The 26,538-nt window shown below is 72.9% G+C and carries 26 protein-coding genes; 19 read left to right on the top strand and 7 right to left on the bottom strand.

The window, feature by feature from the left end; all coding sequences use genetic code 11:
* Positions 1–18: 18 nt before the first annotated feature.
* A complete protein-coding gene (rpsT, locus tag OO47_RS15560) occupies positions 19–285 on the bottom strand; it encodes a 30S ribosomal protein S20 (protein WP_030211082.1) in 267 nt (88 codons plus the stop codon).
* Positions 286–471: 186 nt separating this feature from the next.
* Between rpsT and lepA the strand changes: the two genes are divergently transcribed.
* The 3 genes from lepA to hemW all read left to right on the top strand — a co-directional run bounded on the left by lepA (position 472) and on the right by hemW (position 5,788).
* A complete protein-coding gene (gene lepA, locus OO47_RS15555; protein WP_030211080.1) occupies positions 472–2,340 on the top strand; it encodes a translation elongation factor 4 in 1,869 nt (622 codons plus the stop codon).
* 248 nt (positions 2,341–2,588) lie between these two features.
* Positions 2,589–4,466: an AMP-dependent synthetase/ligase gene (locus OO47_RS15550; RefSeq protein WP_030211073.1), complete on the top strand. Its 1,878-nt coding sequence runs from the start codon at positions 2,589–2,591 to the stop codon at positions 4,464–4,466.
* Positions 4,467–4,555: 89 nt separating this feature from the next.
* Positions 4,556–5,788 carry a radical SAM family heme chaperone HemW gene (gene hemW, locus OO47_RS15545; protein WP_030211070.1) on the top strand — a complete coding sequence of 411 codons (1,233 nt, stop codon included), beginning with the start codon at positions 4,556–4,558 and terminating at the stop codon, positions 5,786–5,788.
* Between the two features lie 110 nt (positions 5,789–5,898).
* On the opposite strand, the gene OO47_RS15540 is transcribed toward hemW, so the two are convergent.
* Positions 5,899–6,699 carry a DUF3097 domain-containing protein gene (locus OO47_RS15540; protein ID WP_030211068.1) on the bottom strand — a complete coding sequence of 267 codons (801 nt, stop codon included), beginning with the start codon at positions 6,697–6,699 and terminating at the stop codon, positions 5,899–5,901.
* A gap of 10 nt (positions 6,700–6,709) precedes the next feature.
* Positions 6,710–7,438, bottom strand: coding sequence for an MBL fold metallo-hydrolase (locus OO47_RS15535; protein ID WP_030211066.1), 729 nt, complete (start codon positions 7,436–7,438; stop codon positions 6,710–6,712).
* 147 nt (positions 7,439–7,585) lie between these two features.
* On the opposite strand from OO47_RS15535, the gene hrcA reads away from it, so the two are divergent.
* The 4 genes from hrcA (at position 7,586) to OO47_RS15515 (ending at position 11,779) form a co-directional block, all read left to right on the top strand.
* Positions 7,586–8,605, top strand: a complete 1,020-nt coding sequence (gene hrcA / locus OO47_RS15530) for a heat-inducible transcriptional repressor HrcA (protein ID WP_030211063.1) — start codon at positions 7,586–7,588, stop codon at positions 8,603–8,605.
* On the top strand, positions 8,606–9,742 hold the full coding sequence (dnaJ, locus tag OO47_RS15525) for a molecular chaperone DnaJ (protein WP_030211060.1): 1,137 nt from the start codon (positions 8,606–8,608) through the stop codon (positions 9,740–9,742).
* Positions 9,743–9,956: 214 nt separating this feature from the next.
* Positions 9,957–11,039 (top strand): nitronate monooxygenase, encoded by a 1,083-nt coding sequence (locus tag OO47_RS15520; protein WP_030211058.1) that lies wholly within the window; start codon positions 9,957–9,959, stop codon positions 11,037–11,039.
* Positions 11,036–11,779 (top strand): 16S rRNA (uracil(1498)-N(3))-methyltransferase, encoded by a 744-nt coding sequence (locus OO47_RS15515; protein WP_030211055.1) that lies wholly within the window; start codon positions 11,036–11,038, stop codon positions 11,777–11,779. The genes OO47_RS15520 and OO47_RS15515 overlap by 4 nt, the downstream gene beginning before the upstream one ends.
* On the opposite strand, the gene OO47_RS15510 is transcribed toward OO47_RS15515, so the two are convergent.
* A complete protein-coding gene (locus OO47_RS15510) occupies positions 11,776–12,150 on the bottom strand; it encodes a hypothetical protein (protein ID WP_030211054.1) in 375 nt (124 codons plus the stop codon). The genes OO47_RS15515 and OO47_RS15510 overlap by 4 nt on opposite strands.
* Before the next feature lie 87 nt (positions 12,151–12,237).
* On the opposite strand from OO47_RS15510, the gene OO47_RS15505 reads away from it, so the two are divergent.
* From OO47_RS15505 to OO47_RS15485, 5 genes are all read left to right on the top strand, one after another.
* Positions 12,238–13,524, top strand: coding sequence for an ATP-binding protein (locus OO47_RS15505; RefSeq protein ID WP_030211050.1), 1,287 nt, complete (start codon positions 12,238–12,240; stop codon positions 13,522–13,524).
* Entirely contained in the window at positions 13,521–14,636 is a 1,116-nt protein-coding gene (locus tag OO47_RS15500; RefSeq protein ID WP_030211049.1) for a tetratricopeptide repeat protein, read from the top strand. The genes OO47_RS15505 and OO47_RS15500 overlap by 4 nt, the downstream gene beginning before the upstream one ends.
* A gap of 142 nt (positions 14,637–14,778) precedes the next feature.
* On the top strand, positions 14,779–15,138 hold the full coding sequence (locus tag OO47_RS15495; protein WP_030211046.1) for a histidine triad nucleotide-binding protein: 360 nt from the start codon (positions 14,779–14,781) through the stop codon (positions 15,136–15,138).
* A gap of 3 nt (positions 15,139–15,141) precedes the next feature.
* Positions 15,142–16,047, top strand: coding sequence for a ribonuclease Z (locus tag OO47_RS15490; RefSeq protein WP_030211037.1), 906 nt, complete (start codon positions 15,142–15,144; stop codon positions 16,045–16,047).
* A gap of 2 nt (positions 16,048–16,049) precedes the next feature.
* Positions 16,050–17,045 carry an adenosine deaminase gene (locus tag OO47_RS15485; RefSeq protein WP_030211035.1) on the top strand — a complete coding sequence of 332 codons (996 nt, stop codon included), beginning with the start codon at positions 16,050–16,052 and terminating at the stop codon, positions 17,043–17,045.
* A 215-nt stretch (positions 17,046–17,260) separates the two neighbouring features.
* Here OO47_RS15485 and OO47_RS15480 read toward each other — a convergent pair whose 3' ends face one another.
* Positions 17,261–18,610 carry an MFS transporter gene (locus OO47_RS15480; RefSeq protein ID WP_030211034.1) on the bottom strand — a complete coding sequence of 450 codons (1,350 nt, stop codon included), beginning with the start codon at positions 18,608–18,610 and terminating at the stop codon, positions 17,261–17,263.
* Positions 18,611–18,869: 259 nt separating this feature from the next.
* Here OO47_RS15480 and OO47_RS15475 point away from each other — a divergent pair, with 259 nt between their 5' ends.
* From OO47_RS15475 to era, 7 genes are all read left to right on the top strand, one after another.
* Complete coding sequence (locus OO47_RS15475; RefSeq protein ID WP_030211033.1) at positions 18,870–19,988, top strand: carbohydrate kinase family protein; 1,119 nt, start codon at positions 18,870–18,872, stop codon at positions 19,986–19,988.
* A gap of 153 nt (positions 19,989–20,141) precedes the next feature.
* Positions 20,142–21,188 carry a PhoH family protein gene (locus tag OO47_RS15470; RefSeq protein ID WP_051715738.1) on the top strand — a complete coding sequence of 349 codons (1,047 nt, stop codon included), beginning with the start codon at positions 20,142–20,144 and terminating at the stop codon, positions 21,186–21,188.
* A gap of 13 nt (positions 21,189–21,201) precedes the next feature.
* The gene (ybeY, locus tag OO47_RS15465) at positions 21,202–21,699 is read left to right on the top strand and encodes an rRNA maturation RNase YbeY (RefSeq protein WP_030211030.1); all 498 of its coding nucleotides are present in this window, start codon (positions 21,202–21,204) and stop codon (positions 21,697–21,699) included.
* A gap of 5 nt (positions 21,700–21,704) precedes the next feature.
* Positions 21,705–23,009: a hemolysin family protein gene (locus OO47_RS15460; protein WP_030211028.1), complete on the top strand. Its 1,305-nt coding sequence runs from the start codon at positions 21,705–21,707 to the stop codon at positions 23,007–23,009.
* Positions 23,010–23,126: 117 nt separating this feature from the next.
* The gene (locus OO47_RS15455; protein WP_030211025.1) at positions 23,127–23,480 is read left to right on the top strand and encodes an MmcQ/YjbR family DNA-binding protein; all 354 of its coding nucleotides are present in this window, start codon (positions 23,127–23,129) and stop codon (positions 23,478–23,480) included.
* 37 nt (positions 23,481–23,517) lie between these two features.
* Positions 23,518–23,880, top strand: coding sequence for a hypothetical protein (locus tag OO47_RS15450; RefSeq protein WP_030211024.1), 363 nt, complete (start codon positions 23,518–23,520; stop codon positions 23,878–23,880).
* A gap of 60 nt (positions 23,881–23,940) precedes the next feature.
* Positions 23,941–24,891, top strand: a complete 951-nt coding sequence (gene era / locus OO47_RS15445; RefSeq protein WP_399610850.1) for a GTPase Era — start codon at positions 23,941–23,943, stop codon at positions 24,889–24,891.
* Positions 24,892–24,906: 15 nt separating this feature from the next.
* Here era and OO47_RS15440 read toward each other — a convergent pair whose 3' ends face one another.
* A complete protein-coding gene (locus OO47_RS15440; RefSeq protein WP_030211018.1) occupies positions 24,907–25,185 on the bottom strand; it encodes a protealysin inhibitor emfourin in 279 nt (92 codons plus the stop codon).
* A 20-nt stretch (positions 25,186–25,205) separates the two neighbouring features.
* Positions 25,206–26,258, bottom strand: coding sequence for a M4 family metallopeptidase (locus tag OO47_RS15435; protein WP_030211016.1), 1,053 nt, complete (start codon positions 26,256–26,258; stop codon positions 25,206–25,208).
* Positions 26,259–26,538: the final 280 nt, after the last annotated feature.

Genomic DNA, 26,538 nt, shown 5'->3' with positions numbered 1-26,538 from the left:
GGCCGGTCACATCAGAGCTCAGCCCTGGAGGGAGGCAACCTTGGTGGCCAGCGCCGACTTCTTGTTGGCGGCGGCGTTCTTGTGGATGACACCCTTCGAGACAGCCTTGTCGAGCTGACGCGAGGCGGCACGAGCGGCGACGGTGGCCTTCTCGAGGTCGCCGGCGGCGACAGCCTCACGGGCCTTGCGGATCGCGGTCTTGAGCGACGACTTGACGGCCTTGTTGCGCAGGCGCGCCTTCTCGTTCGTCTTGTTCCGCTTGATCTGGGACTTGATGTTCGCCACGAAAAGAGCCTTTACAGGTTCGGTGTTCCTTCTGGAAGCGCCCCGCGAGCTGAGAGGGCAGACGAGGCACAGCTGTCCACGGTATCAGCCGCCCTCGCGACCGCCCAAACCGGGCGTCGGCCGCCGGGCATGGGACCATGGAGCCTACGTATCCGTTCAGAACATCGCCCGAGACGAGAAGCCTGCGTGCCCGCGACTCCTACCAACGTGCCCGAGCCGAGCCGTACCGACCCGGCTCTGATCCGCAACTTCTGCATCATCGCGCACATCGACCACGGCAAGTCCACGCTCGCCGACCGGATGCTCCAGCTCACCGGTGTGGTCGACCAGCGGCAGATGCGCGCCCAGTACCTCGACCGGATGGACATCGAGCGTGAGCGCGGCATCACGATCAAGTCCCAGGCCGTCCGTCTGCCGTGGGCTCCCACCGAGGGGCCGGAGCAGGGGCGCACGCACATCCTGAACATGATCGACACCCCGGGGCACGTCGACTTCACCTACGAGGTCTCGCGGTCCCTGGCGGCCTGCGAGGGCACGATCCTCCTGGTGGACGCGGCGCAGGGCATCGAGGCGCAGACCCTCGCCAACCTCTACCTGGCGATGGAGAACGACCTCACCATCGTCCCGGTCCTCAACAAGATCGACCTGCCGGCCGCGCAGCCGGAGAAGTTCGCGGAGGAGCTGGCGAACCTCATCGGCTGCCAGCCGGAGGACGTGCTCAAGGTCTCCGCCAAGACCGGCCTGGGCGTCGAGGCGCTGCTCGACCGCGTCGTCCGGGACGTCCCGGCCCCGGTCGGCGTCGCCGACGCCCCCGCCCGCGCGATGATCTTCGACTCGGTGTACGACTCGTACCGGGGCGTCGTCACGTACGTGCGTGTCGTGGACGGGCAGCTCAACAAGCGCGAGCGCATCAAGATGATGTCGACCGGCGCCACCCACGAGCTCCTGGAGATCGGCACCAACTCGCCGGAGATGCTGTCGGCCGACGGCCTGGGCGTCGGTGAGGTGGGCTACCTCATCACCGGTGTGAAGGACGTCCGCCAGTCCAAGGTCGGTGACACGATCACCTCGCAGTCCAAGGGCGCCACCGAGGCGCTCGGCGGCTACAAGGACCCGAAGCCGATGGTCTTCTCGGGCCTCTACCCGCTGGACGGCTCGGAGTACCCCGACCTCCGCGAGGCCCTGGACAAGCTCCAGCTCAACGACGCCGCGCTCGTCTACGAGCCGGAGACCTCCGCCGCGCTCGGCTTCGGCTTCCGCGTCGGCTTCCTCGGCCTGCTCCACCTGGACGTGATCCGCGAGCGCCTGGAGCGCGAGTTCGGCCTCGACCTGATCGCCACCGCCCCCAACGTGGTCTACCGCGTGGTCATGGAGGACGGCAGCGAGCACACGGTCACGAACCCGAGCGAGTTCCCCGAGGGCAAGATCAGCGAGGTGTACGAGCCCGTCGTCCGGGCCACGATCCTCGCGCCCAGCGAGTTCATCGGCGCGATCATGGAGCTCTGCCAGAACCGGCGCGGCACCCTGATCGGCATGGACTACCTCTCCGAGGACCGGGTCGAGATCCGCTACACCCTGCCCCTCGCGGAGATCGTCTTCGACTTCTTCGACCAGCTGAAGTCCAAGACGCGCGGGTACGCCTCCCTCGACTACGAGCCCACGGGCGAGCAGGCCTCCAGCCTGGTCAAGGTCGACATCCTGCTGCACGGCGACAAGGTGGACGCCTTCTCCGCCGTCACCCACAAGGACGCGGCGTACGCCTACGGCGTGCGGCTCGTCGCCAAGCTGCGCGAGCTCATCCCCCGGCAGGCCTTCGAGGTGCCCATCCAGGCCGCGATCGGCTCCCGGGTCATCGCCCGCGAGACCATCCGCGCCATCCGCAAGGACGTCCTCGCCAAGTGCTACGGCGGTGACATCTCCCGGAAGCGGAAGCTCCTCGAGAAGCAGAAGGAGGGCAAGAAGCGCATGAAGATGGTCGGCTCGGTGGAGGTGCCCCAGGAGGCGTTCATCGCCGTCCTGTCGAGCGACGAGTCCTCCGGCAAGGGCAAGAAGTAGCCAATCCCGGACCGTCGGAAGACGGCCGGAGGGCGTGACGGCGGGCGGAGCCGCAGCGGCCTCCCCCGCTCCACGGGAGACACGAACGGGTCCACGCGCATCGTGCGCGCGGACCCGTTCGTTATGAAGCGACGGACTGCAAGGCCTTACGCGCCGGACCTCGGGCCTTTACTCTGATCCCGGCTCGAAGGTTACTCGCCAGTTAGTTACGAACCGCCAGAAGGCACCGCCGCCGCCCGGAGGACGTCGTGAGCGACACACAGACCCAGATCGAGAACCGGCCGCCCTCCGTGGCGACCCTCTTCCTTGAGCGAGTCGAGCGGACTCCCGACGCGGAGGCCTACCGCTACCCGGTCCCCGCCGCGTCCGGCTCCGGACCGGACGACTGGAAGTCGCTCAGCTGGGGGCAGGCCGCCGAGCGGGTCTACGCGATCGCCGCCGGTCTCGTCGACCTCGGGGTGCAGCCCGAGGAGCGGGTCGCCCTCGCCTCCTCCACCCGGGTCGAGTGGATCCTCGGGGACCTCGGCGTGATGTGCGCGGGCGCCGCGACCACCACGGTCTACCCGCAGACCAACGCCGAGGAGTCGGCGTTCATCCTCTCGGACTCCGAGTCGAAGGTCCTCATCGCGGAGGACGCCTCCCAGCTCGCCAAGGCCGTCGAGCGCCGCGCCGACCTGCCGAACCTCCGCCACGTGGTGGTCGTCGACGCCGCCGGCGTCGAGAGCGACGGCGACTGGGTCCTCACCCTCGCCGAGCTGGAGGCGCGCGGCCGGGCGTACCTGGAGAAGCACCCCGAGGCGGTCAAGGAGCGGGTCTCCGCGATCACCTCCACGCAGCTCGCCACCCTCATCTACACCTCGGGCACCACCGGCCGCCCCAAGGGCGTCCGCCTCCCGCACGACAACTGGTCGTACATGGCCAAGGCCATCGCCGCCACCGGCCTCGTCACCCGGGACGACGTCCAGTACCTGTGGCTGCCGCTCGCCCACGTCTTCGGCAAGGTCCTCACCTCCGGCCAGATCGAGGTCGGGCACGTCACCGCCGTCGACGGCCGCGTCGACAAGATCATCGAGAACCTGCCGGTGGTCCAGCCGACCTACATGGCGGCCGTGCCCCGCATCTTCGAGAAGGTCTACAACGGGGTCGCCGCCAAGGCCCGCGCCGCCGGCGGCGCCAAATACAAGATCTTCCAGTGGGCCGCCGAGGTCGCCCGCGAGTACGCGAAGACCACCCAGGACAACTTCCGCCGCACCGGCACCGCCTCCGCGCCCTTCGGCCTGGGCATCAAGCACAAGGTGGCCGACGCCCTCGTCTACGGCAAGATCCGCGAGGCCTTCGGCGGCAACCTGCGCGCGTGCATCTCCGGCTCCGCCGCCCTCGCCCCCGAGATCGGCTACTTCTTCTCCGGCGCGGGCATCCACATCCTGGAGGGCTACGGCCTCACCGAGACCTCCGCCGCCTCCTTCGTCAACCCGGGTGAGGCCTACCGCACCGGCACCGTCGGCAAGCCGCTCCCCGGCACCGAGGTCCGCATCGCCGACGACGGCGAGATCCTGATGCGCGGCCCCGGCATCATGGAGGGCTACCACGGCCTGCCGGAGAAGACGGCCGAGGTCCTGGAGTCCGACGGCTGGTTCCACACCGGCGACATCGGCGAGCTGTCCGCCGACGGCTACCTGCGGATCACCGACCGCAAGAAGGACCTGATCAAGACGTCCGGCGGCAAGTACATCGCGCCGGCCGAGGTCGAGGGCCAGTTCAAGGCCGTCTGCCCGTTTGTTTCGAACATCCTGGTCCACGGCGCCGACCGGAACTTCTGCACCGCCCTGATCGCCCTGGACGAGCCCTCCATCCTCGGCTGGGCCGCCGAGCACGACCTCGCGGGCAAGCCGTACGCCGAGGTCGTCGCCGCCCCGCAGACCGAGAAGCTGATCCAGGGGTACGTGGACCGGCTCAACGAGGGCCTGCAGCGCTGGCAGACGATCAAGAAGTTCCGCCTGCTGCCGCGCGACCTCGACATCGAGCACGGCGAGCTGACCCCGTCCCTGAAGCTCAAGCGGCCGGTCGTGGAGCGCGAGTACAAGCACCTCATCGACGAGATGTACGCGGGCTCGCGCGAGGCCTGACCGGCGGCCCCGCACCGGGGCCGGCCGGCAGGGGAGCCGGTTGTCCACGGGCAGCCGGCCCACCCCGGGCAGTACGGGACAATGGGCTCATGCCTTCCGTACTGCCCGATGGTGAGACCGTTCCCGAGGACGGGGCGCTGCCCCCGCACGCCCTGGAAGGGGCCGGGGAGCGCCCGCTCGGGTTCTACCTGCACGTGCCCTACTGCGCGACGCGCTGCGGGTACTGCGACTTCAACACCTACACGGCGAGCGAACTGCGCGGCACGGGGGGCGTGCTCGCCTCCCGGGACAACTACGCCGACCAGCTCGCCGAGGAGGTCCGGCTCGCCCGGAAGGTCCTCGGCGACGACCCCCGGCCGGTCCGGACCGTCTTCGTCGGCGGCGGCACGCCCACGCTGCTCGCCGCCGGCGACCTCGTACGGATGCTGGGGGCGATCCGCGACGAGTTCGGGCTCGCGGACGGTGCCGAGGTCACGACCGAGGCGAACCCGGAGTCCGTGGACCCGGCCTACCTGGCCGAGCTGCGCGCGGGCGGCTTCAACCGGATCTCCTTCGGCATGCAGAGCGCCCGGCAGCACGTCCTGAAGGTCCTCGACCGCACCCACACGCCCGGGCGCCCCGAGGCGTGCGTCGCCGAGGCGCGGGCCGCCGGGTTCGACCACGTCAACCTCGACCTGATCTACGGCACGCCCGGCGAGTCCGACGACGACTGGCGGGCCTCGCTCGACGCGGCGATCGGCGCCGGACCCGACCACGTCAGCGCGTACGCCCTGATCGTGGAGGAGGGCACGCAGCTGGCCCGCCGCATCCGGCGCGGCGAGGTGCCGATGACCGACGACGACGTGCACGCCGACCGGTACCTGATCACCGAGGAGGTGCTGTCCGGGGCCGGTTTCGAGTGGTACGAGGTGTCCAACTGGGCCACCTCGGAGGCCGGGCGCTGCCTCCACAACGAGCTGTACTGGCGCGGCGCCGACTGGTGGGGCGCCGGGCCCGGCGCGCACAGCCACGTGGGCGGGGTCCGCTGGTGGAACGTGAAGCACCCGGGCGCGTACGCGGCGGCCCTCGCGGCGGGGAGGACGCCGGGCGCCGGCCGCGAGCTCCTCTCCGAGGAGGACCGGCGGGTGGAGCGGATCCTGCTCGAACTGCGCCTGCGGGACGGCTGCCCGCTGGAACTGCTCGGGCCGGCCGGCCTGGCCGCCGCCGGGAAGGCCCTGGCGGACGGCCTGCTCGACCCCGTGCCGTACGGGGCGGGGCGGGCCGTCCTGACCCTGCGGGGCCGGCTGCTCGCGGACGCGGTGGTGCGGGACCTGGTGGACTGAGCGGCGTACTCGGGGGCGCCGTAGGAGCGGGAGCCCAGGCCCGGCGAGGGCGCCGTCCCGTGCGCCCACCCGTCCCGCCCCGCGGGACGATCGCCCGCACGATGGTCGTCCTACGGCGCCGTCACGAAATCGATCAGTTCCTCGACCCGGCCGAGGAGCGCCGGTTCCAGGTCCTTGTACGACGTCACCCTCGACAGGATGTGCTGCCAGGCCGCGCCCGTGTTCTCCGGCCAGCCCAGGGCGCGGCAGACGCCCGTCTTCCAGTCCTGGCCGCGCGGGACCGTCGGCCAGGCCGGAATGCCGAGCGAGGACGGCTTCACCGCCTCCCAGACGTCGATGTACGGGTGGCCGACGACCAGGACGTCCGGGGAGGTCACCCGGGCCGCGATCCGGGACTCCTTCGAGCCCGGGACCAGGTGGTCCACCAGGACGCCGAGGCGCGCGTCGGGCGCCGGGCCGAACTCCGCGACGATCGCCGGCAGGTCGTCGACGCCCTCCAGGTACTCCACGACCACGCCCTCGATCCGCAGGTCGTCGCCCCAGACCCGCTCGACCAGCTCCGCGTCGTGGCGGCCCTCGACGTAGATCCGGCCGGCCCGCGCCACGCGCGCGCGTGCGCCCGGCACCGCGACCGAGCCGGAGGCCGTACGGGTCGGGCGGGCCGGCGCGGCGGACGGGCGGACCAGGGTCACGACCTTCCCCTCCAGGAGGAAGCCGCGCGGTTCCAGCGGGAAGACCCGGTGCTTGCCGAAGCGGTCCTCCAGGGTCACCGTGCCCGCCTCGCAGCGGATCACCGCCCCGCAGAACCCCGTCGCCACCTCCTCCACGACGAGATCGCGGTCGGCCGGAACCTCCGGCACGGGCGCCGAGCGCTTCCAAGGGGGCGTCAGGTCCGGGTTGTAGCTGCGCATTCGGGCGACGTTATGCGACGGAGAAGCGCGTCGCCAGTTCCTCGCGCTGGCGTCGTACGAACGCGGCGTCCACCACCGCCCCGTGCCCCGGCACGTACACCGCGTCCCCGCCGCCGAGCGACAGGAGCCGGTCCAGGGCGTCCGGCCAGCGGGACGGGATCGCGTCCGGGCCCGCCTGCGGCTCGCCCGACTCCTCCACCAGGTCCCCGCAGAAGACCACCTCCGGCGGGCCCGGCACCAGGAGCGCCAGGTCGTGGCCGGTGTGCCCGGGGCCGACGTTCGCCAGGAGGACCTGCCGGCCGCCCAGGTCGAGGGTCCACTCGCCGGAGACCACGTGCCGCGGGGCCACGAGCACGTCCGCCGCCTCCGCGGCCGCCGCCGGGTCGAGGCCCTGCCTCACCCCGTCCGACCGCAGCTCCTCCCGGTCCCGCTCCCGGGCCAGCAGCTCCTCCAGGCCGACCGCGCCGAAGACCTCCGCGCCCGCGAAGGCCGCCGTGCCGAACACGTGGTCGAAGTGCGGGTGGCTCAGTGCGATGTGCGTCACCCTCCGGCCGCCCGTGAGTTCCGCCACCTCCGCCCGCAGTTCCGCGCCCTCCGCGAGGGACGACCCCGTGTCGTACAGCAGCACCGCCCGTTCGCCCACGACGAGCCCCACCGTGGCGTCCCAGCCGGGCAGCCGCCGCCGGCCCACCCCGTCCGCGAGCCGTTCCCATCCTCGTGCTTCCCAGTCGACATCCATACGGCGACGCTAACCGGTGGGGCGCCGCCTCCTTGCCAGGAGCGACGTGTGCCGCCGTACACTGGCCCGGGATCGCTGGCACTCGGACAGGGCGAGTGCCAAAAGCGGAGCAACCGGAACGACCGACGACAGCTGGAGGTGCGCACGATGCTCAGCGAACGCAGACTCGAAGTGCTGCGCGCCATCGTCCAGGACTATGTCGGGACGGAGGAGCCCGTCGGCTCCAAGGCGCTCACGGAGCGCCACAAGCTCGGCGTGTCGCCCGCCACCGTGCGCAACGACATGGCCGTGCTGGAGGACGAGGGCTACATCGCCCAGCCCCACACCAGCGCCGGCCGCATCCCGACGGACAAGGGCTACCGCCTCTTCGTCGACCGGCTCGCGGGGGTCAAGCCGCTCTCGACGCCCGAGCGGCGGGCCATCCACAACTTCCTGGACGGCGCGGTCGACCTGGACGACGTCGTCGGCCGCACGGTCCGGCTGCTCGCGCAGCTGACCCGGCAGGTCGCCGTCGTCCAGTACCCCTCGCTGACCCGCTCCACCGTCCGGCACGTGGAACTCCTCGCGCTGGCCCCGGCCCGCCTGATGCTCGTCCTCATCACGGACACCGGCCGGGTCGAGCAGCGGGTGATCGACTGCCCCGCGCCCTTCGGCGAGACCTCCCTCGCCGACCTGCGGGCCCGGCTCAACAGCCGGGTCGTCGGCCGCCGGTTCGCCGACGTGCCGCAGCTGGTGCAGGACCTCCCCGAGTCCTTCGAGGAGGCCGAGGACCGCGCCACGGTCTCGACCGTGCTCGCGACCCTCCTCGAAACCCTCGTGGAGGAGCACGAGGAGCGGCTGATGATCGGCGGCACCGCCAACCTCACCCGCTTCGGACACGACTTCCCCCTGACGATCAGGCCCGTCCTGGAGGCTCTGGAGGAGCAGGTCGTCCTCCTCAAGCTGCTCGGCGAGGCCAAGGAATCGGGCATGACCGTACGGATCGGGCACGAGAACGCCCACGAGGGGCTGAGCTCCACGTCCGTCGTCTCGGTCGGCTACGGTTCGGGCGGCGAGGCAGTCGCCAAACTCGGCGTGGTCGGACCGACCCGCATGGACTACCCCGGAACGATGGGAGCGGTACGCGCAGTGGCACGTTACGTCGGACAGATCCTGGCGGAGTCGTAAGTGGCCACGGACTACTACGCCGTACTCGGCGTGCGCCGCGACGCGTCCCAGGACGAGATCAAGAAGGCTTTCCGGAGGCTCGCGCGCGAGCTGCACCCGGACGTCAATCCCGATCCGAAGACGCAGGAACGCTTCAAGGAGATCAACGCCGCCTACGAGGTCCTTTCGGACCCGCAGAAGAAGCAGGTCTACGACCTCGGCGGCGACCCGCTCTCGTCCTCCGGCGGAGGCGGCGCGGGCGGCTTCGGAGCGGGCGGCTTCGGCAACTTCTCCGACATCATGGACGCCTTCTTCGGCACGGCCTCGCAGCGCGGCCCGCGCTCGCGCACCCGCCGCGGCCAGGACGCCATGATCCGTCTGGAGATCAGCCTCGACGAGGCGGCCTTCGGCACCACCAAGGACATCCAGGTCGACACGGCGGTCGTCTGCACGACCTGCTCCGGCGAGGGCGCCGCGCCCGGCACTTCCGCGCAGACCTGCGACATGTGCCGCGGCCGCGGCGAGGTCTCCCAGGTCACCCGGTCCTTCCTGGGCCAGGTCATGACCTCCCGGCCCTGCCCGCAGTGCCAGGGCTTCGGCACCGTCGTCCCCACGCCGTGCCCCGAGTGCGCGGGCGACGGGCGGGTCCGCTCCCGCCGCACCCTCACGGTCAAGATCCCGGCCGGCGTCGACAACGGCACCCGCATCCAGCTCGCGGGCGAGGGCGAGGTCGGCCCCGGCGGCGGCCCCGCCGGCGACCTGTACGTGGAGATCCACGAGACCCCGCACGAGACGTTCCAGCGGCGCGGCGACGACCTGCACTGCACGGTGACGATCCCGATGACGGCGGGCGCGCTCGGCACCAAGGTGCCGCTGCAGACCCTCGACGGCGTCGAGGAGGTCGACATCCGGCCCGGCACCCAGTCCGGCCAGTCGATCCCGCTCCACGGGCGCGGCGTCACCCACCTGCGCGGCAACGGGCGCGGCGACCTCATCGTGCACGTCGAGGTCCAGACCCCGAGCAAGCTCGACGCGGAGCAGGAGCGCCTTCTGCGCGAGCTCGCCAAGCTGCGCGGCGAGGAACGGCCGACCGGCCAGTTCCAGCCGGGGCAGCAGGGGTTGTTCTCGCGGCTGAAGGACGCGTTCAACGGGCGGTAGGCGCTCTGCCGGGGGTCCGGGGGTCGTCCCCCGGGTCAGCACAGTCAGCCGGGGCAGCAGGGGCTGTTCTCGCGCTTGAAGGACGCGTTCAACGGGCGGTAGGTCCGTCGTACGTACGGCTTCACGTACGGCTTCACCTACAGGGAGGGGCGGTATCCATGTATGGATACCGCCCCTTTCCATACCCCTCCCTGCGGCATGACACGATGCCCATATGTCCACCACCGCACTGAACGATCTCTCTCCGTTCCCGATCGTGCAGGCCCCCATGGCGGGTGGCGCCTCCTGTCCCGAGCTCGCCGGAGCCGTCTGCGAGGCCGGGGCGCTCGGCTTCCTGGCCGGCGGCTACAAGACGGCCGGAGGGCTCTACCAGGAGATCAAGCAGGTACGCGGGCTCACCGCGCGCCCCTTCGGCGTCAACCTCTTCATGCCGCCGACCGGACGGCCCGCCGACCCGGCCGCCGTCGAGGTCTACCGCCACCAGCTCGCCGGAGAGGCCGACTGGTACGCGACCCGGCTCGGCGAGACCGACGACTCCCGCGACGACGCCTACGACGCCAAGCTGGCCATCCTCCTGGAGGACCCGGTCCCCGTCGTCTCCTTCACCTTCGGCTGCCCCGCGCCCGACGTCCTCGCCGCCTTCGCGCGCGCCGGCACGTACACGATCGTCACCGTCACCTCCGCCGAGGAGGCCCTGGCCGCCGAGCGCGCCGGGGCCGACGCCGTCTGCGTCCAGGGCGTCGAGGCCGGCGGGCACCAGGGGACGCACCGCGACGACCCGGACGAGGACGGCACGCCCGGCACCGGACTGCTCACCCTCGTCGCCCGGGTCCGCGAGAGCGTCCGCCTCCCGCTCGTCGCCGCCGGCGGGATCATGCGCGGCGCCCAGATCGCCGCCGTCCTCGCCGCCGGGGCCGGCGCCGCCCAGCTCGGCACCGCCTTCCTCCCCTGCCCCGAGTCGGGCGCCCACCCGCTGCACAAGGGGGCCCTGACCGACCCGCTGTTCACCCGGACCGCCCTCACCCGGGCCTTCTCCGGGCGCCCGGCGCGCGGCCTCGTCAACCGCTTCACGCGCGAGCACGGCCCGTACGCCCCCGCCGCCTACCCCGAGGTCCACCACCTCACCGCCCCGCTGCGCAGGGCCGCCGCCACCGCGGGCGACGCCCAGGGCATGGCCCTCTGGGCCGGCCAGGGCCACCGCCTCGCCCGCGCGCTCCCCGCCGGGGAACTGGTCGGGGTCCTCGCCGCCGAACTCGACACCGCCCTCTCGGAACTGCCCCACAGGAGCACCTCGTGACCGCACCCGTCTTCGTCGTCGACGCCGTCCCCGGCGCGGGGAACTTCCTCCTGGACGGCCCCGAGGGGCGGCACGCCGTCTCCGTGAAGCGGCTGCGGGAGGGCGAGGAACTGGTCCTCGCCGACGGCCGGGGCCGCTGGGCCGCCTGCGCGGTGGTCGCCGCCGAGGGCAAGGACCAGCTCACCGTACGGGTTGCCGAGGTCCACGAGGACCCCGAGGAGGAGCCCAGGATCACCGTCGTCCAGGCCCTCCCCAAGGGCGACCGGGGCGAGCTGGCCGTCGAGACGATGACCGAGACCGGCGTGGACGCGATCGTCCCGTGGGCCGCCTCCCGCTGCATCACCCAGTGGAAGGGCGACCGGGGCCTCAAGGCGCTCGCCAAGTGGCGGTCCACCGCGCGCGAGGCCGGCAAGCAGTCGCGCCGCACCCGCTTCCCCGAGGTCGCGGACCTCATGACGACGAAGCAGGTCGCCGCCCTCCTCGCGGAGGCCGACTTCGCGGCCGTCCTGCACGAGGACCGCGACCACCCCAGCGGCGCGCTCGCCACCGCCGACCTCCCCGCGAAGGGCTCGGTCGTCCTGGTCGTCGGGCCCGAGGGCGGGGTCTCCCCGGAGGAGCTGGCCGCCTTCGGGGCGGCCGGGGCGGAGCCGTACCGGCTGGGCCGCAGCGTGCTGCGCACCTCCACGGCGGGCACGGCGGCGACGGCGCTGGTCCTGGGGCGGACGGGCCGCTGGAGCTAGGGCGCCGGAGGACGGGACGCGTCGGCCGTCAGCGCGTCGAACAGCGGCCACCCGTCCTCCTCCCGCACCCCGTTCGCGGCCGGGACGAGGCCGCGGGCCACCGCCGCGTCGAGGAACCGGCGGACGACCCCGGGCTCGTCGAGGTTCAGCCAGCCGCCCCCGACGGCGAGCACCTCGTGCCGACCCATCGTGAAACCGGCCACCGCGCGGCCCGGCTCCTCCCGGAAGACCAGCCGCAGCACGGCCCGCGGGGAACCGGCGCGGCGCAGGCCCAGCACGGTCCGGCAGTCGGGGTGCCGGTGCCGGACGTTCCAGAGCCAGACCGTCCCGTCGTCCACCGTCAGCCTGCGCAGCGCCCCGTCCCGTCTCATGCGGCGCAGTGTACGGAGGGCGGCGCGGCGAGGAGATGTGACGAACCCGGTGGACGGCCGCCCCCGGGGGCTCCTTAGGGTGGCCGCATGGCCGACGAGTCCCCCCTGATCCGCAGTCTCCGCGCCGCCGTGGCCGCCGCCCCCGGCGACGTGCCCCTGCGCCTCCACTTCGCCGAACTCCTCCTCGCGGAGGGACGGGGCGACGAGGCCGTCGCGGAGGCGGCCGTCGCCCTCCAGCACGCGCCCGGGGACGAGAACGCCCGCGCCCTGATGGTCCGCGCGATGGGGATGCCCGCGGCGCCGCGACCGACGGCCGCAGGGGCCCCGGCCCCGGAACCGACGACCACAGAAGCCCCCGCCCCGAGCGCCCCCGCCCCCTCCTTCGACTGGGACGCCGCCGAGCAGCAGGTCCAGGACCTCGTCGGACCCCGCTTCCTGGAGGACCCGCAGGCCGCCGACGGCGACGGGACCGCCGGGGACGCGGCCGCCTGGGACGTCGACGCCCCCGGCACCGTGCGCCTCGCCGACGTCGGCGGCATGGAGGAGGTCAAGGACCGCCTGGAGGCCGCCTTCCTCGCCCCCATGCGCAACCCCGAACTGCGCAGGCTGTACGGCAAGTCGCTGCGCGGCGGCCTGCTCCTCTACGGCCCGCCCGGCTGCGGCAAGACCTTCATCGCCCGGGCCGTCGCGGGCGAACTCGGCGCGAGCTTCCTCACCGTCTCGCTCTCCGACGTCCTCGACATGTGGATCGGCGCCTCCGAGAAGAACATCCACGACATCTTCGAGACCGCCCGCCGCCAGGCCCCCTGCGTCGTCTTCCTCGACGAGCTGGACGCCCTCGGCGCCAAGCGCTCCCGCACCCACCACAGCGGCCTGCGCAACGTCGTCAACCAGCTCCTCACCGAGCTCGACGGCATCGCGAGCGGCGCCGGCAACGAGGGCGTCTTCGTGCTCGCCGCCACCAACGTCCCCTGGGACGTGGACATCGCCCTCCGCCGCCCCGGCCGCCTCGACCGCACCCTGCTCGTGCTGCCGCCCGACGCCGCCGCCCGCGAGGCGATCCTCCGCTACCACCTGCGCGAGCGCCCCATCGAGGCCGTCGACCTCGGCAAGCTCGTCAAGGCCACCGAGGACTTCTCCGGCGCCGACCTCGCCCACGTCTGCGAGACGGCCGCCGAAGCCGCGCTCCTCGACTCCGCCCGCAGCGGCTCCGTACGCCTGATCACGACCAAGGACCTGCTCGGCGCGGCCAAGCAGATCAAGCCGTCCACGGAGCCGTGGTTCGCTGCCGCCCGGAACGTCGCCATGTTCGCCAACGAGGGCGGCCTCTACGACGACCTGCTCGCCCACCTCAAGCGGAAGCGCAAGCTGTGACCGCCCAGGACACCCCGGGCCTCCCCGGCGCCGCGCTGCGGCGCGCCGAGGCGCTGTACGAGGCCGGGCGGTACGCCCAGGCCGGGGCGCTCGCCGCCCAGCACCTGGCGACCGACCCCGAGGACGCCGACGCCCTCGTCCTGCTCGCCCGCTGCCACCACCGGGACGGCGCCCACCCCGCCGCCCTGGCCGCCGCGGACCAGGCGCTGCGGGCCGATCCCGAACTGCTCGGCGCCTGGCTGATACGCGTCCAGATCCTCCTCTCCCAGAAGCGGTTCCAGGAGGCCGAGGCCACCGCCCGGCACGCCGTCGCGCTCGCCCCGCAGTACTGGGGCGCCCACTACGCGCTCGGCACCGCCCTCACCGAGCACGGCGAGCACGCGCGCACGCCCGCGCGTACCGTCGAGGCGTACGAGGCGGCCCGGGCCGCCGTGCACCTCGCGCCCGAGGAGGACGCGGCCCACTTCCTCGTCGGCCTCACCGCCCAGCGCCGGGGCGACCACGCCACCGCGCAGCGCGCGTACGAGACGGCGCTGCGCCTCAACCCGCAGAGCAGCGAGGCCCACAACAACCTCTCGCTGCTCCGGCTGCGGCGCCGCTGGTTCCGGCGCGGGGCGTGGACGCAGGCCGCCGAGGGGTTCGTCGCCTCCGCCGCGCTCGACCTCCAGGACCGCAAGGCCCGCTACAACCTGGAGGCCATGGCCTGGAACACCGCCGCCGGGGCCCGCTGGGTCGCCCTGCTCGGCTTCGTCGCCTCCGCGCTCGGCTCCGCCCCCGTCCGTACCGGTGCGACCGGGGCCGAGGCGTTGGTCCCGTTCCTGATCGGCGCGGCCGTCCTCGTCGGCGCCTGGGGCGGCTGGGTGCTGTGGATGGGCCGCCGGCTGCCGCCCCGCCTGCGCCGTCCGCTGCTCCTGGTGGCCCGCGGCTGCCGGCCGGTGCTCGCCATGGCGACGGCCGTGGGCTTGCTCGGGCTGTACTCGGTGGTGACGATGGCCCTCTGGAACCTCGACGCGGGGGCGGTCGGCGGGCTCGGCACACCGCTGTTCTGGGCCGTGATCATCACGTACTGGGTGAGCCGCTCGTTCCTGAACCGGCGCGCGCCCAAGGACTGACTCCGCCCGAGGACCGACCCCGCGCGAGGACCGGCCCCGCCCGAGGACCGGCCCCGCCCCTGTGGACAACGGAACCGATCTTGTCGGCGTCGGCGGATAGCATGCGCGTGTACTGACCGACGGAGGCGAGGAGGCCCGGACCATGGCCGGAGAGCCGCAGAGCGACTGCCTGTTCTGCAAGATCGTGTCGGGGGAGGTGCCCGCGACGATCGTGCGCGAGACGGAGACGACCGTCGCGTTCCGCGACATCAACCCCCAGGCGCCCACCCACGTCCTGGTGATCCCGCGCCTCCACTACCCGGACGCCGCCTCCCTCGCGGCCGGAGCGCCGGACGTCGCCGCCGACCTGCTGCGCGAGGCCGGCGAGGTCGCCGCCCAGGAGAAGACCGACGGCACCGGCTACCGGATCGTCCTCAACACCGGCGCGGGCGCGGGCCAGACCGTCTTCCACACCCACGCGCACGTCCTGGGCGGCCGCGGCCTCAACTGGCCCCCCGGATAAGCCGTGTCCGTACGCGAACTGGTCGTCCTCGGAACCGCCAGCCAGGTCCCGACCCGGCACCGCAACCACAACGGCTACCTGCTGCGCTGGGACGGCGGGGGCATCATGTTCGACCCCGGCGAGGGCACCCAGCGCCAGATGCTGCGCGCCGGGGTCGCCGCGCACGACCTCGACCGGATCTGCGTCACGCACTTCCACGGCGACCACTCGCTCGGCCTGGCCGGGGTGATCCAGCGGATCAACCTCGACCAGGTCCCGCACCCGGTCACCGCCCACTACCCGGCGAGCGGACAGCGCTTCTTCGAGCGGCTGCGGTACGCCACGGCCTACCGCGAGACCGTGCAGCTGGTCGAGGCGCCCGTCTCCGCCGACGGGCCCCTCGCCGTCACGGACGCGTACACCCTGGAAGCGCACCGGCTCTCCCACCCCGTCGAGTCCTACGGCTACCGCCTGGTCGAGCCCGACGGGCGCCGCATACTGCCCGAGAAGCTCGCCGCACACGGCATCGAGGGACCCGACGTGGGCCGGATCCAGCGCGACGGCGTCCTGAACGGCGTCACCCTCGGCCAGGTCAGCGAGGTCCGGCGCGGCCAGCGCTTCGCCTTCGTCATGGACACCCGGCTCTGCGAGGGCGTGCACGCCCTCGCAGAGGGCGCCGACATGCTCGTCATCGAGTCGACCTTCCTGGACGAGGACGTCCGCCTCGCCACCGACCACGGGCACCTGACGGCCGGACAGGCCGCGGCGGTCGCCCGGGACGCGGGCGTGCGGCACCTCGTCCTCACCCACTTCTCGCAGCGCTACCACGACCCCGCCGCGTTCGAACGGCAGGCGCGGGCGGCCGGGTTCGACGGCGAGCTGAGCATTGCCCAGGACCTCATGAGGGTCCCCGTACCGAAACGAACGTGAACATGCCCGTACCCAAGGCGGAACTGCACCTCCACATCGAAGGCACCCTCGAACCCGAGCTGGCCTTCGCGCTCGCCGCGCGCAACGGCGTCACCCTGCCGTACGCGGACACCGACGCCCTGCGCGAGGCGTACCGGTTCAGCGACCTCCAGTCCTTCCTGGACCTGTACTACGGCCTGATGGCGGTCCTGCGCACCGCCGAGGACTTCACCGAACTCGCCGACGCCTACCTGGAGCGGGCCGCCGCCCAGGGCGTCCGGCACGCCGAGATCTTCTTCGACCCGCAGGCGCACACCGCCCGGGGCGTCCCGATCGACACCGTGATCGAGGGCCTGACCGCCTCCCTCGACCGCGCCGAGGAGCGGTACGGCGTCTCCACCCGGCTCATCATGTGCTTCCTGCGCGACGAGTCCGCCGAGTCGGCCCTCGCCACCCTGGAGGCCGCGGAGCCGTACCTGGACCGGATCACCGGCGTCGGCCTCGACTCGGCCGAGGTCGGCCACCCGCCGGCCAAGTTCCGCGAGGTGTACGAGGAGGCCGCCCGGCTCGGTCTGCGCCGCGTCGCGCACGCGGGCGAGGAGGGGCCCGCGGCGTACGTCCGCGAGGCGCTCGACGTCCTCGGCGTCGAGCGGATCGACCACGGGCTGCGCTGCATGGACGACCCCGACCTCGTCGCCCGGCTCGCCCGCGAGCGGGTCCCGCTCACCCTCTGCCCCCTGTCGAACGTCCGCCTCCGCGTCATCGACACCCTCGCCGACCATCCGCTCCGCGCGATGATGTCGGCCGGCCTCCTCGTCACCGTCAACTCCGACGACCCCGCCTACTTCGGCGGCTACGCGGGCGACAACTACGACGGCGTCCGCGACGCGCTCGGCCTCACGCAGGACCAGCTGCGGGAGCTGGCCCGGAACTCCTTCCTGGCGTCGTTCCTGGAGGACGAGGAGGAGCGGAGGGAGCGGTATCTGGCGGAGGTGGAGGCGTACGAGTTCGGAGGGTAGGGGAGCGGGGTCGCGGGGCCGGGGCCGGGGCCGGGGCCGGGGCCGGGGCCGCTGCGCGGGGCCCTTTCCCCACCCCGCGCCTTCCCGAAACCGGGGGCGGGCCCCCGGACCCCCGTACGCCCTGCGGGCGTGTCCTCAAACGCCGGACGGGCTGAATGCGGGGAGGGGTGGGGGACAAGCCCGCCGCAGGCGCCCCGCACAGGCCTCCACCCCCCTCATCCCCGATCGCTCGGCCTCGCCAACCCGAACGTCGACTTCGTCAAGCGCCGCCGGCCCGCCGCGACCGGCACCCGGATCGAAGCCACCGGCTGCTCCGGAGCCCCCACCTGGGGCACCAGGGACGGCGTGGCCGACGCGCTGCCGGCGAGGACGGCCGCCGGGGCGCCGCCGCGGCGGCGGACCGAGCCGGGGACCAGGGGGCGTCCGGCGGCGTGGCGGGCCACGGCCGTCATGGGGGCGGCCACCAGGAGGAGCAGGCAGCAGAGGACCGCGCCCATGCCCGGATAGCCCGCGCCCTCCGAGAGGAGGCTGCCGGTCACCGGACCGCAGGCCACGCCCAGGGACGACGCCGAGCCGACCAGGACGGCCCACCGGCCGCGCGGGTCGAGTGAGGCGGCCAGGCCCAGGAGGTACGACAGGACGACCGGGTAGACGGCGTTCCACAGGATCTCGCCGGCCGCGAAGGACACCAGGTCCCCGGCGGCCGAGCTGAGCAGCACACAGCCCGCGATGACCACCGTGCCCGCCCCGATCGGCACCGCCCGGCCCAGGCGCGAGCCGAGCGCCCCCGCCGCCGTGACCCCGGCGAGCCCCGCGCCGAGCGCCGCCGCGAAGACCGCGCCGACGGTGACCTCGGAGAGCCCGGCCTGCGTGGTCCCGATGCGTCCGCTCACGCCCCACAGGGCGTTCTGCGCGAGGGACCAGCACAGGATGCCGCCCGCGAGGACGGCCCCCGCCCGCCGGTACGGCAGCGGCCCCGCCACATGCGCGGCACCCGCATCCGCATCCGCACGCGCCCGCGCACCGCCCTCCAGACGCCCCGTCACCGGCCACACCAGCGCTGCCGCGCAGACGATCGCGAGCAACGGGGGCGCGTGGCCGGTGCCCAGGTGGGGGAGCGTCAGGTAGAGGGCGCCCGCCGCGGCCGAGACGGAGAGCAGGCCGAGGGTCGAGGCCCGGTGCGGGTCCCGGCGCCCGGCGATCCCGGCGGCGGCCACCGCCGTCGCCGTGCCCGAGCCGAGGCCGCCGAGGACGGCGCCCGCGACCACCAGCGGCACGGTGCCGGCCGCGGCGGCGGAGCCGTACCCGACGATCATGGCGAGCAGGCCCGCGCGGGCCGCCCGGCGCGGCCCGATCCGCTCGCCGCGCGCGGCGAGCGTGAAACCGGCGGTCGAGGAGCCGAGCAGCAGCACGGAGCCGACCAGGCCCGCCTGCGCGGGGGTGAGGCCGAGCCCGGCGGAGAGCCGGCCGACGACGGTCGGCAGGAGGTACGGGGCCAGGTAACCGGCCGTGAAGAGCGCGACGAGGGCGACGAGGGCCCCCGCGCCGCGAGACCGCGACGACATGGGCGTTCCCAGGAACAAGAAGGGGAGGGGTGGAGCGCCCGGTGGTGCGCGAGGGGCACGGGGTCGCGGAACCATGTGTATCAAGCGGGCGAGGGGCGGGAGAAGACGGTATCCGCCGGTACGCCACGTGATCCGGGTCACTGGAGGTTTGGCGGGGCGGTTTTCGGGTAAAGGAACCGCCTTCCTCGTGCGTCCCACCCGTCTCCCGCCCCCCATCGGGCACACTGGGCGGATCCGCACCGCGACCGGGGAGTCCGCCGTGACCACAGCAAGGGGAGAGCAGCCGCAACACGACGCCGAGGTCGACCCGTTGGAGCGCCTGCGCGAGCCCACCGACCCCGCCTGCGACGTCTTCCTCACCGGCACGGTCTTCCTCGACATCATCTTCACCGGCCTCGACAGCGCCCCCGTCCGCGGCACCGAGTCCTGGGCCCGCGGCATGGGCTCCAGCCCCGGCGGCGTCGCCAACATGGCCACCGCCCTCGCCCGCCTCGGCCTGCACACCTCCCTCGCCGCGGCCTTCGGCGACGACCACTACGGCGAGTACTGCTGGGACGCCCTGGAGCAGGGCGAGGGCATCGACCTCTCCTTCTCCCGCACCGTCCCCGGCTGGCACTCCCCGGTCACCGTCTCCATGGCCTACGAGGGCGAGCGCACGATGGTCTCCCACGGCCACGAGGCCCCGCCGCCCGACGGCGCCCTGCCCGCCTGTCCGCCGCACGCGCGCGCGGCCGTCGCCTCCCTCGCCCCCGGCCGCCCCGAGGAGTGGGTCGCCCAGGCCGCCCGCGCCGGGGCCAAGGTCTTCGCCGACGTCGGCTGGGACGACACCGGCCGCTGGGACCTGGCGGCCCTGCCCGACCTGGAGCACTGCGAGGCGTTCCTGCCCAACGCCGCCGAGGCGATGCGCTACACCCGCACCGACTGCCCCCGGGCCGCCGCCCGCGCCCTCGCCGACAAGGTCCGCTACGCCGTGGTCACCCTCGGTGCCGAGGGCGCCTACGCCGTCGACGGGGCCACCGGCGAGACCGCCGAGGTCCCCGCCATCCAGGTCTCCGCGCTCGACCCGACCGGCGCCGGGGACGTCTTCGTCGCCGGCTTCGTCACCGGGACCCTCGCCGACTGGCCCCTCGCCGACCGGCTCGCCTTCGCGGGCCTCACCGCCGCCCTCTCCGTCCAGGAGTTCGGCGGCTCCCTCTCCGCCCCCACCTGGGACGAGGTCGCCGCCTGGTGGCAGCGGGTCCAGGGCCACGCCCGGCAGGACCCCGAGGCCCTGCGCGGCCGCTACGCCTTCCTGGAGCGCCTCCTGCCCGCCCCCGCCCGGCCCTGGCCGCTGCGCAGGGCGGTCCCGACGATCGGCTTCCGCGCGGCCGCCTCGTAGGACGCCCCGCCCGGAAGGACGCGCTCCACTCGAACGGCCCTCCGTAAACCCCTTAGGTCTTGTCGGTGCCAAGTCGTAGGCTTGGTGATCCAGAGGTTGTCGAGCAGCGAGAACCCTGCGACGGGAGGTATGCGCAGGCCACAGTGCCGGCCCATGACTCAGACACCCACAGCCCGCGACGGAGCGTCCCACGACGGGGCGCGCGGACAGGCCCGCGCCCACTTCACCGTCCCGGCCAAGCATCCGATGGTGACCCTGCTCGGCTCCGGAGACGCCCTGCTCCGGGTGATCGAGCGCTCCTTCCCGGACACCGACATCCACGTCCGGGGCAATCAGGTGAGCGCGGTCGGCGACGCGGCGGAAGTCGCCCTGATCCAGCGCCTGTTCGACGAGATGATGCTGGTGCTCCGCACCGGTCAGCCGATGACGGAGGACGCAGTGGAACGCTCGATCGCCATGCTCAGGGCGGGCGGCGAGGGATCGGCGGAGGGCGGCGAGGAGACCCCCGCCGAGGTGCTCACGCAGAACATCCTGTCCAGCCGGGGCCGCACGATCCGCCCCAAGACGCTCAACCAGAAGCGGTACGTCGACGCCATCGACAAGCACACGATCGTCTTCGGCATCGGCCCCGCGGGCACCGGCAAGACCTATCTCGCCATGGCCAAGGCGGTCCAGGCCCTGCAGTCCAAGCAGGTCAACCGGATCATCCTGACCAGGCCCGCCGTCGAGGCGGGCGAGCGGCTCGGCTTCCTGCCGGGCACGCTCTACGAGAAGATCGACCCGTACCTGCGCCCGCTCTACGACGCCCTGCACGACATGCTGGACCCGGACTCCATCCCCAAGCTCATGGCGAGCGGCACGATCGAGGTCGCGCCCCTGGCGTACATGAGGGGTCGCACCCTGAACGACGCGTTCATCATCCTGGACGAGGCGCAGAACACGAACCCCGAGCAGATGAAGATGTTCCTCACCCGCCTCGGCTTCGACTCGAAGATCGTCATCACCGGTGACGTCACCCAGGTCGACCTGCCGAACGGGACGAAGAGCGGTCTGCGGCAGGTCCGCGACATCCTCGACGGGGTCCAGGACGTCCACTTCTCCACGCTCACGTCGCAGGATGTCGTCCGGCACAAGCTCGTCGGCCGTATCGTCGACGCGTACGAGCAGTACGACAGCCGCAACGGCCGCAACGGGAAGTAGTCACAGAACCACCATGTCGATCGACGTCAACAACGAGTCCGGCACCGAGGTCGACGAGCAGTCGATCCTCGACATCGCCCGCTACGCGCTCGCGCGCATGCGCATCCACCCCCTCTCCGAGCTCTCGGTGATCGTCGTGGACGCGGAGGCGATGGAGCAGCTCCACATCCAGTGGATGGACCTGCCCGGGCCCACCGACGTCATGTCCTTCCCGATGGACGAGCTGCGTCCGCCGGCGAAGGACGACGCGGAGCCCCCGCAGGGGCTCCTCGGCGACATCGTGCTCTGCCCCGAGGTCGCCACCCAGCAGGGCAAGGACGCGCCGACGCAGCACTCCATGGACGAGGAGCTCCAGCTCCTCACCGTCCACGGGGTGCTGCACCTCCTCGGGTACGACCACGAGGAGCCCGACGAGAAGGCCGAGATGTTCGGCCTCCAGGCGGCGATCGTCGACGGCTGGCGCGCGGAGAAGGGCCTGACCGGCCCCTCCCCGGCGCCCACCGTCTCCTGACCCCGATGGACGTCTCGCTGATCCTCGGGGCGGTCGCGCTCGTCGTCGTGGCGTGGCTCGCCGCCTGCGCCGAGGCCGGTCTCGCCCGGATCTCCAGCTTCCGCGCCGCCGAGGCCGTACGGTCCGGGCGGCGCGGGGCCGGGAAGCTCGCCCAGGTCACCTCCGACCCGACCCGCTACCTCAACGTGGCGCTGCTCGTCCGCGTCGCCTGCGAGATGGCGGCGGCCGCCCTCGTCACGTACGCCTGCCTGGAGGCCTTCCCGGAGACCTGGGAGGCGCTGCTCATCGCGATCGCCGTCATGGTCCTCGTCTCGTACGTGGCCGTCGGCGTCTCGCCGCGCACCATCGGCCGCCAGCACCCGCTGAACACGGCGACCGCCGCCGCGTACGTCCTGGTGCCGCTGGCCCGGATCATGGGCCCGATCCCGCAGCTCCTGATCCTCATCGGCAACGCGCTCACCCCCGGCAAGGGCTTCCGCAAGGGCCCCTTCGCCTCCGAGGCCGAGCTGCGGGCCCTGGTCGACCTCGCCGAGCAGGAGTCGCTGATCGAGGACGACGAGCGCCGCATGGTGCACTCCGTCTTCGAGCTGGGCGACACCCTCGTGCGCGAGGTGATGGTGCCCCGCACCGACCTGATCTGCATCGAGCGGTACAAGACCGTCCGCCAGGCCCTCACCCTCGCCCTGCGCTCCGGCTTCTCCCGCATCCCGGTCACCGGCGAGAACGAGGACGACATCGTCGGCATCGTGTACCTCAAGGACCTGGCCCGCCGGACGCACGTCAACCGGGAGTCGGAGTCCGATCTGGTGTCGACCGCGATGCGGCCCGCCGCCTTCGTGCCCGACACCAAGAACGCCGGCGACCTGCTGCGCGAGATGCAGCAGCAGCGCAACCACGTCGCCGTCGTCGTCGACGAGTACGGCGGCACGGCCGGGATCGTCACCATCGAGGACATCCTGGAGGAGATCGTCGGCGAGATCACCGACGAGTACGACCGGGAGCTGCCGCCGGTCCAGGAGCTCGGCGAGGACCGCTACCGGGTCACCGCCCGCCTCGACATCGGGGACCTCGGCGAGCTGTACGGCCTGGGCCCCGACGAGTACGACGACGAGGACGTGGAGACCGTCGGCGGCCTGCTCGCCAAGGCCCTCGGCCGCGTCCCCATCTCGGGCGCGAAGTCCGTCGTGGAGCTGCCCGACGGGCGCTCGCTGCGGCTGACCGCCGAGTCCCCGGCCGGCCGGCGGAACAAGATCGTCACCGTGCTCGTGGAGCCGGTGGAACCGGTCGCGGCGGAGAAGGAGCCGGAGTGACCCCCGAAGAGCCGGAGTGACCCCCGAAGAGCCGGAGTGACCCCCGAAGAGTCGGAGTGACCCCCGGGGAGCCGGAGTCGACCCCCGAGGAACCCGAGTGACCCCCGAGGAGCCCGAGTGACCCCCGACGAGCTGCGTGCCCTCTGCCTGGAGTTCGACGACGCCACGGAGGAGTTCCCCTTCGGCCCGGACACCTCCGTCTTCAAGGTCGCCGGGAAGCTCTTCGCGCTCTCGGCCCTCGACTCCGAGCCGCTGAGGGTCAACCTCAAGTGCGACCCGGACGAGGCCGTACGGCTCCGCGCGGAGCACCCGGCGATCGCCCCCGGCCACCACATGAACAAGCGGCACTGGAACACCGTGACCGTCGGCGAGCTCCCGGCCCCCATGGTCCGGGAGCTGGTCGAGGACTCGTACGACCTCGTCGTCGCGGGCCTGCCGAAGGCGGTACGGCTCCGCCTCGACCGCCCCTGACCCGGGGCCGCCCGGGGAGCCGACCTATGCTCGGTCCATGACACTCAGCAGCGAGCACGGCGACCTCGGCGCCGAGGACCTCAAGATCATCACCCTGGCGCGGAGCGCACGGGCCCGCAACGGCGTGGCCGAGGGCGCGGCCGTGCGCGACGAGACCGGCCGGACCTACGTGGCCGGGACCGTGGCCCTGGACTCGCTCCGGCTGAGCGCCCTGCGGACCGCCGTCGCGATGGCGGTGGCCAGCGGTGCCGAGTCCCTGGAGGCGGCGGCCGTCGTGACGACCGCCGAGGCGGCCTCGGACGAGGACCGCGCGGCCGTGCGGGACCTCGGCGGCCCCGGGACCCCGGTCCTGCTCGCGGGCCCGGACGGGCGGCTGCGGAAGGCCGTCACGGCCGGCTGAGGCGCGCCGCCGGCCCCTCCGTACCCACTGGGTGCGTGGCGCGGGCGCTCATCGGGGACAATGGCCCCCATGAGCGCTCGCAACCAAGAAACCGAAGCCGTCCACCGGGCCGGCTTCGCCTGCTTCGTCGGCCGCCCCAACGCGGGCAAGTCCACCCTCACGAACGCTCTGGTCGGCCAGAAGGTGGCCATCACCTCGAACCGGCCGCAGACCACCCGGCACACCGTCCGGGGCATCGTGCACCGCCCCGACGCGCAGCTGATCCTGGTCGACACCCCCGGGCTCCACAAGCCGCGCACCCTCCTGGGCGAGCGGCTCAACGACGTCGTGCGCACCACCTGGGCCGAGGTCGACGTGATCGGCTTCTGCCTGCCCGCCGACCAGAAGCTCGGCCCCGGCGACCGCTTCATCGCCAAGGAGCTGGCGGAGATCAGGAAGACCCCCAAGGTCGCGATCGTCACCAAGACCGACCTGGTCGACTCCAAGACCCTCGCCGAGCAGCTCATCGCCGTCGACCAGCTCGGCAAGGAGCTGGGCTTCGAGTGGCAGCAGATCGTCCCCGTCTCGGCCGTGGGCGACAAGCAGGTCCAGCTCGTCGCGGACCTGCTCATCCCGCTGCTCCCCGAGTCCCCGCCGCTCTACCCGGAGGGCGACCTCACGGACGAGCCCGAGCAGGTCATGGTCGCGGAGCTGATCCGCGAGGCCGCGCTCGAAGGCGTACGGGACGAGCTGCCGCACTCCATCGCGGTGGTCGTGGAGGAGATGATCCCCCGCGAGAACCGCCCGGCGGACCGGCCGCTGCTCGACATCCACGCCAACGTGTACATCGAGCGCCCCAGCCAGAAGGGCATCATCATCGGCCCCAAGGGCAGCCGCCTCAAGGAGGTCGGCATGAAGTCCCGCAAGCACATCGAGGCCCTTCTCGGCACCCCGGTCTTCCTCGACCTGCACGTGAAGGTCGCGAAGGACTGGCAGCGGGACCCCAAGCAGCTCAGGAAGCTCGGCTTCTAGAGCCCCGTCACGGAGTCACGCGCCTTCCTTGAGGACCCTCGTGATGAGGGTCCTCTGCGCTTCCGTCAGGCCCGGGTCCCCGCAGCGGACCGTGCGGCCGTCGACCGTGATCTCGTACGAGAAGCCGTCCGGGACGCGGGAGCGGTCACCGTCCCCGTCGCCCGCGCCGGCCGCCGCGAGGGCCGCCCCCGCCAGGGCGGCCCACTCCCCGGCGTCGGGGCGGCCCGCGGTGTCCACCTCCGCCGACCGCTCGATCCCCGCGAAACCGCCCGTGCGCCGTACCCGAATCCGCATGAGCCCTTCCCTACCCCGGCTCAGTCCACCGGCACGCCCACCGCGGCCCAGGACTTCAGGACGGCCTGGATCTCCGCCCCGTCGCCGTACCGGTCCTTCGCCGCCTTCACCGTGGCCGCCGCGAACTCCGCGAACCGGGTCCCGGGGGTGAGGGTCCCGCCGGTCATCACGTCGTACCAGATCCGCCCGGCCCGCTCCCAGGCGTTGCCGCCCAGCTCGGTCGCCGCCAGGTAGAAGGCGTGGTTGGGGATGCCGGAGTTGATGTGCACCCCGCCGTTGTCGCCGCTGGTGCGGACGTAGTCGTCCATGTGGGCGGGCTGCGGGTCCTTGCCGAGGACGTCGTCGTCGTACGCCGTGCCCGGGGCCTTCATGGAGCGCAGGGCCCTGCCCTGCACGTTCGGGTGGAAGAGGCCCTCGCCGATGAGCCAGTCCGCGGCCTCGGCGCTCTGCCCGAGGGCGTACTGCTTCACGAGGGAGCCGAAGACGTCCGAGACGGACTCGTTGAGGGCGCCGGACTGGCTGAAGTACTCCAGGTTCGCCGTGTGCTGGGTGAAGCCGTGGGCCAGTTCGTGGCCGATGACGTCCACGGGCAGGGTGAAGTCGAGGAAGATCTCGTCGTCGCCGTCCCCGAACACCATCTGCTCGCCGTTCCAGAAGGCGTTGGCGTAGTCCCGGTCGTAGTGGACGGAGGCGATCAGCGGCAGCCCCGAACCGTCGATCGAGTCGCGCCCGAAGGCGTTCAGGAAGAGGTCGAAGGTGGCGCCGAGGCCCGCGTACGCGCGGTTGACGGCGGCGTCGCCGGTCGCCTCCTCGCCCTCGGCGCGGACCTTCCCGCCCGGCAGGTCGGTGCCGTGCCGGCAGTCGTGGACGGTGCGGTGCGGCCGGGCGGCGGCGCGGGGCGCGGCCGTCGGGGGAGAGCCCGGCCGGGGCAGCGCCCGGGCGGCGCGGGCCGAGGCGTCCGCGGCCAGGGTGCGACGGGCGACGGCGGCCACGGCGGCGCGGGGAGAGTGCGCCAGGTGCTCCAGGAGGTGCGGCGGCACGATCGAACAGAAGACAGGCGTGTGTGCGCTCATTCCAGCAATGTGGCAGTGCGTGACGAAGCTGTCACTAGGAGAGACGGCGATTGGCGAAATGGAGTGATCCGTCACTGTTCGAGTTTGATTCCGGGAGCGTCCCGCATACTGGAACGGGACGTCCGCCTCCACGTCCCTGGGCTAAGCTGCGGCACATCATGCGTTTCGGGCTGCTTCTCCTTAGCTGCCGCGGCGAGGGCCTGTAGTCGTAGGCCGACCCCCTCCCCGCGGGACCTGGTGTTGCGTTCGACAGTCGGCCGTCCTCCCCCTGCTGGACCCG

The sequence above is a fragment of the Streptomyces bikiniensis genome, from assembly GCF_000716625.1.
Classification (GTDB): Bacteria; Actinomycetota; Actinomycetes; order Streptomycetales; family Streptomycetaceae; genus Streptomyces; species Streptomyces bikiniensis.
The sequence above is the reverse complement of the archived record's forward strand: the minus strand, read 5'-3'. Positions and strand labels throughout refer to the sequence as shown.

What these genes read in the sequence shown, in the direction of transcription:
- hemW (WP_030211070.1), top strand. Translation starts at nt 4,556, where the DNA reads ATGCCTTCCGTACTGCCCGATGGTGAGACCGTTCCCGAGGACGGGGCG.
- OO47_RS15540 (WP_030211068.1), bottom strand. Translation starts at nt 6,699, where the DNA reads ATGCGCAGCTACAACCCGGACCTGACGCCCCCTTGGAAGCGCTCGGCG.
- OO47_RS15535 (WP_030211066.1), bottom strand. Translation starts at nt 7,438, where the DNA reads ATGGATGTCGACTGGGAAGCACGAGGATGGGAACGGCTCGCGGACGGG.
- hrcA (WP_030211063.1), top strand. Translation starts at nt 7,586, where the DNA reads ATGCTCAGCGAACGCAGACTCGAAGTGCTGCGCGCCATCGTCCAGGAC.
- OO47_RS15520 (WP_030211058.1), top strand. Translation starts at nt 9,957, where the DNA reads ATGTCCACCACCGCACTGAACGATCTCTCTCCGTTCCCGATCGTGCAG.
- OO47_RS15510 (WP_030211054.1), bottom strand. Translation starts at nt 12,150, where the DNA reads ATGAGACGGGACGGGGCGCTGCGCAGGCTGACGGTGGACGACGGGACG.
- OO47_RS15505 (WP_030211050.1), top strand. Translation starts at nt 12,238, where the DNA reads ATGGCCGACGAGTCCCCCCTGATCCGCAGTCTCCGCGCCGCCGTGGCC.
- OO47_RS15495 (WP_030211046.1), top strand. Translation starts at nt 14,779, where the DNA reads ATGGCCGGAGAGCCGCAGAGCGACTGCCTGTTCTGCAAGATCGTGTCG.
- OO47_RS15485 (WP_030211035.1), top strand. Translation starts at nt 16,050, where the DNA reads ATGCCCGTACCCAAGGCGGAACTGCACCTCCACATCGAAGGCACCCTC.
- OO47_RS15480 (WP_030211034.1), bottom strand. Translation starts at nt 18,610, where the DNA reads ATGTCGTCGCGGTCTCGCGGCGCGGGGGCCCTCGTCGCCCTCGTCGCG.
- OO47_RS15470 (WP_051715738.1), top strand. Translation starts at nt 20,142, where the DNA reads ATGACTCAGACACCCACAGCCCGCGACGGAGCGTCCCACGACGGGGCG.
- ybeY (WP_030211030.1), top strand. Translation starts at nt 21,202, where the DNA reads ATGTCGATCGACGTCAACAACGAGTCCGGCACCGAGGTCGACGAGCAG.
- OO47_RS15460 (WP_030211028.1), top strand. Translation starts at nt 21,705, where the DNA reads ATGGACGTCTCGCTGATCCTCGGGGCGGTCGCGCTCGTCGTCGTGGCG.
- OO47_RS15450 (WP_030211024.1), top strand. Translation starts at nt 23,518, where the DNA reads ATGACACTCAGCAGCGAGCACGGCGACCTCGGCGCCGAGGACCTCAAG.
- era (WP_399610850.1), top strand. Translation starts at nt 23,941, where the DNA reads ATGGCCCCCATGAGCGCTCGCAACCAAGAAACCGAAGCCGTCCACCGG.
- OO47_RS15440 (WP_030211018.1), bottom strand. Translation starts at nt 25,185, where the DNA reads ATGCGGATTCGGGTACGGCGCACGGGCGGTTTCGCGGGGATCGAGCGG.
- OO47_RS15435 (WP_030211016.1), bottom strand. Translation starts at nt 26,258, where the DNA reads ATGAGCGCACACACGCCTGTCTTCTGTTCGATCGTGCCGCCGCACCTC.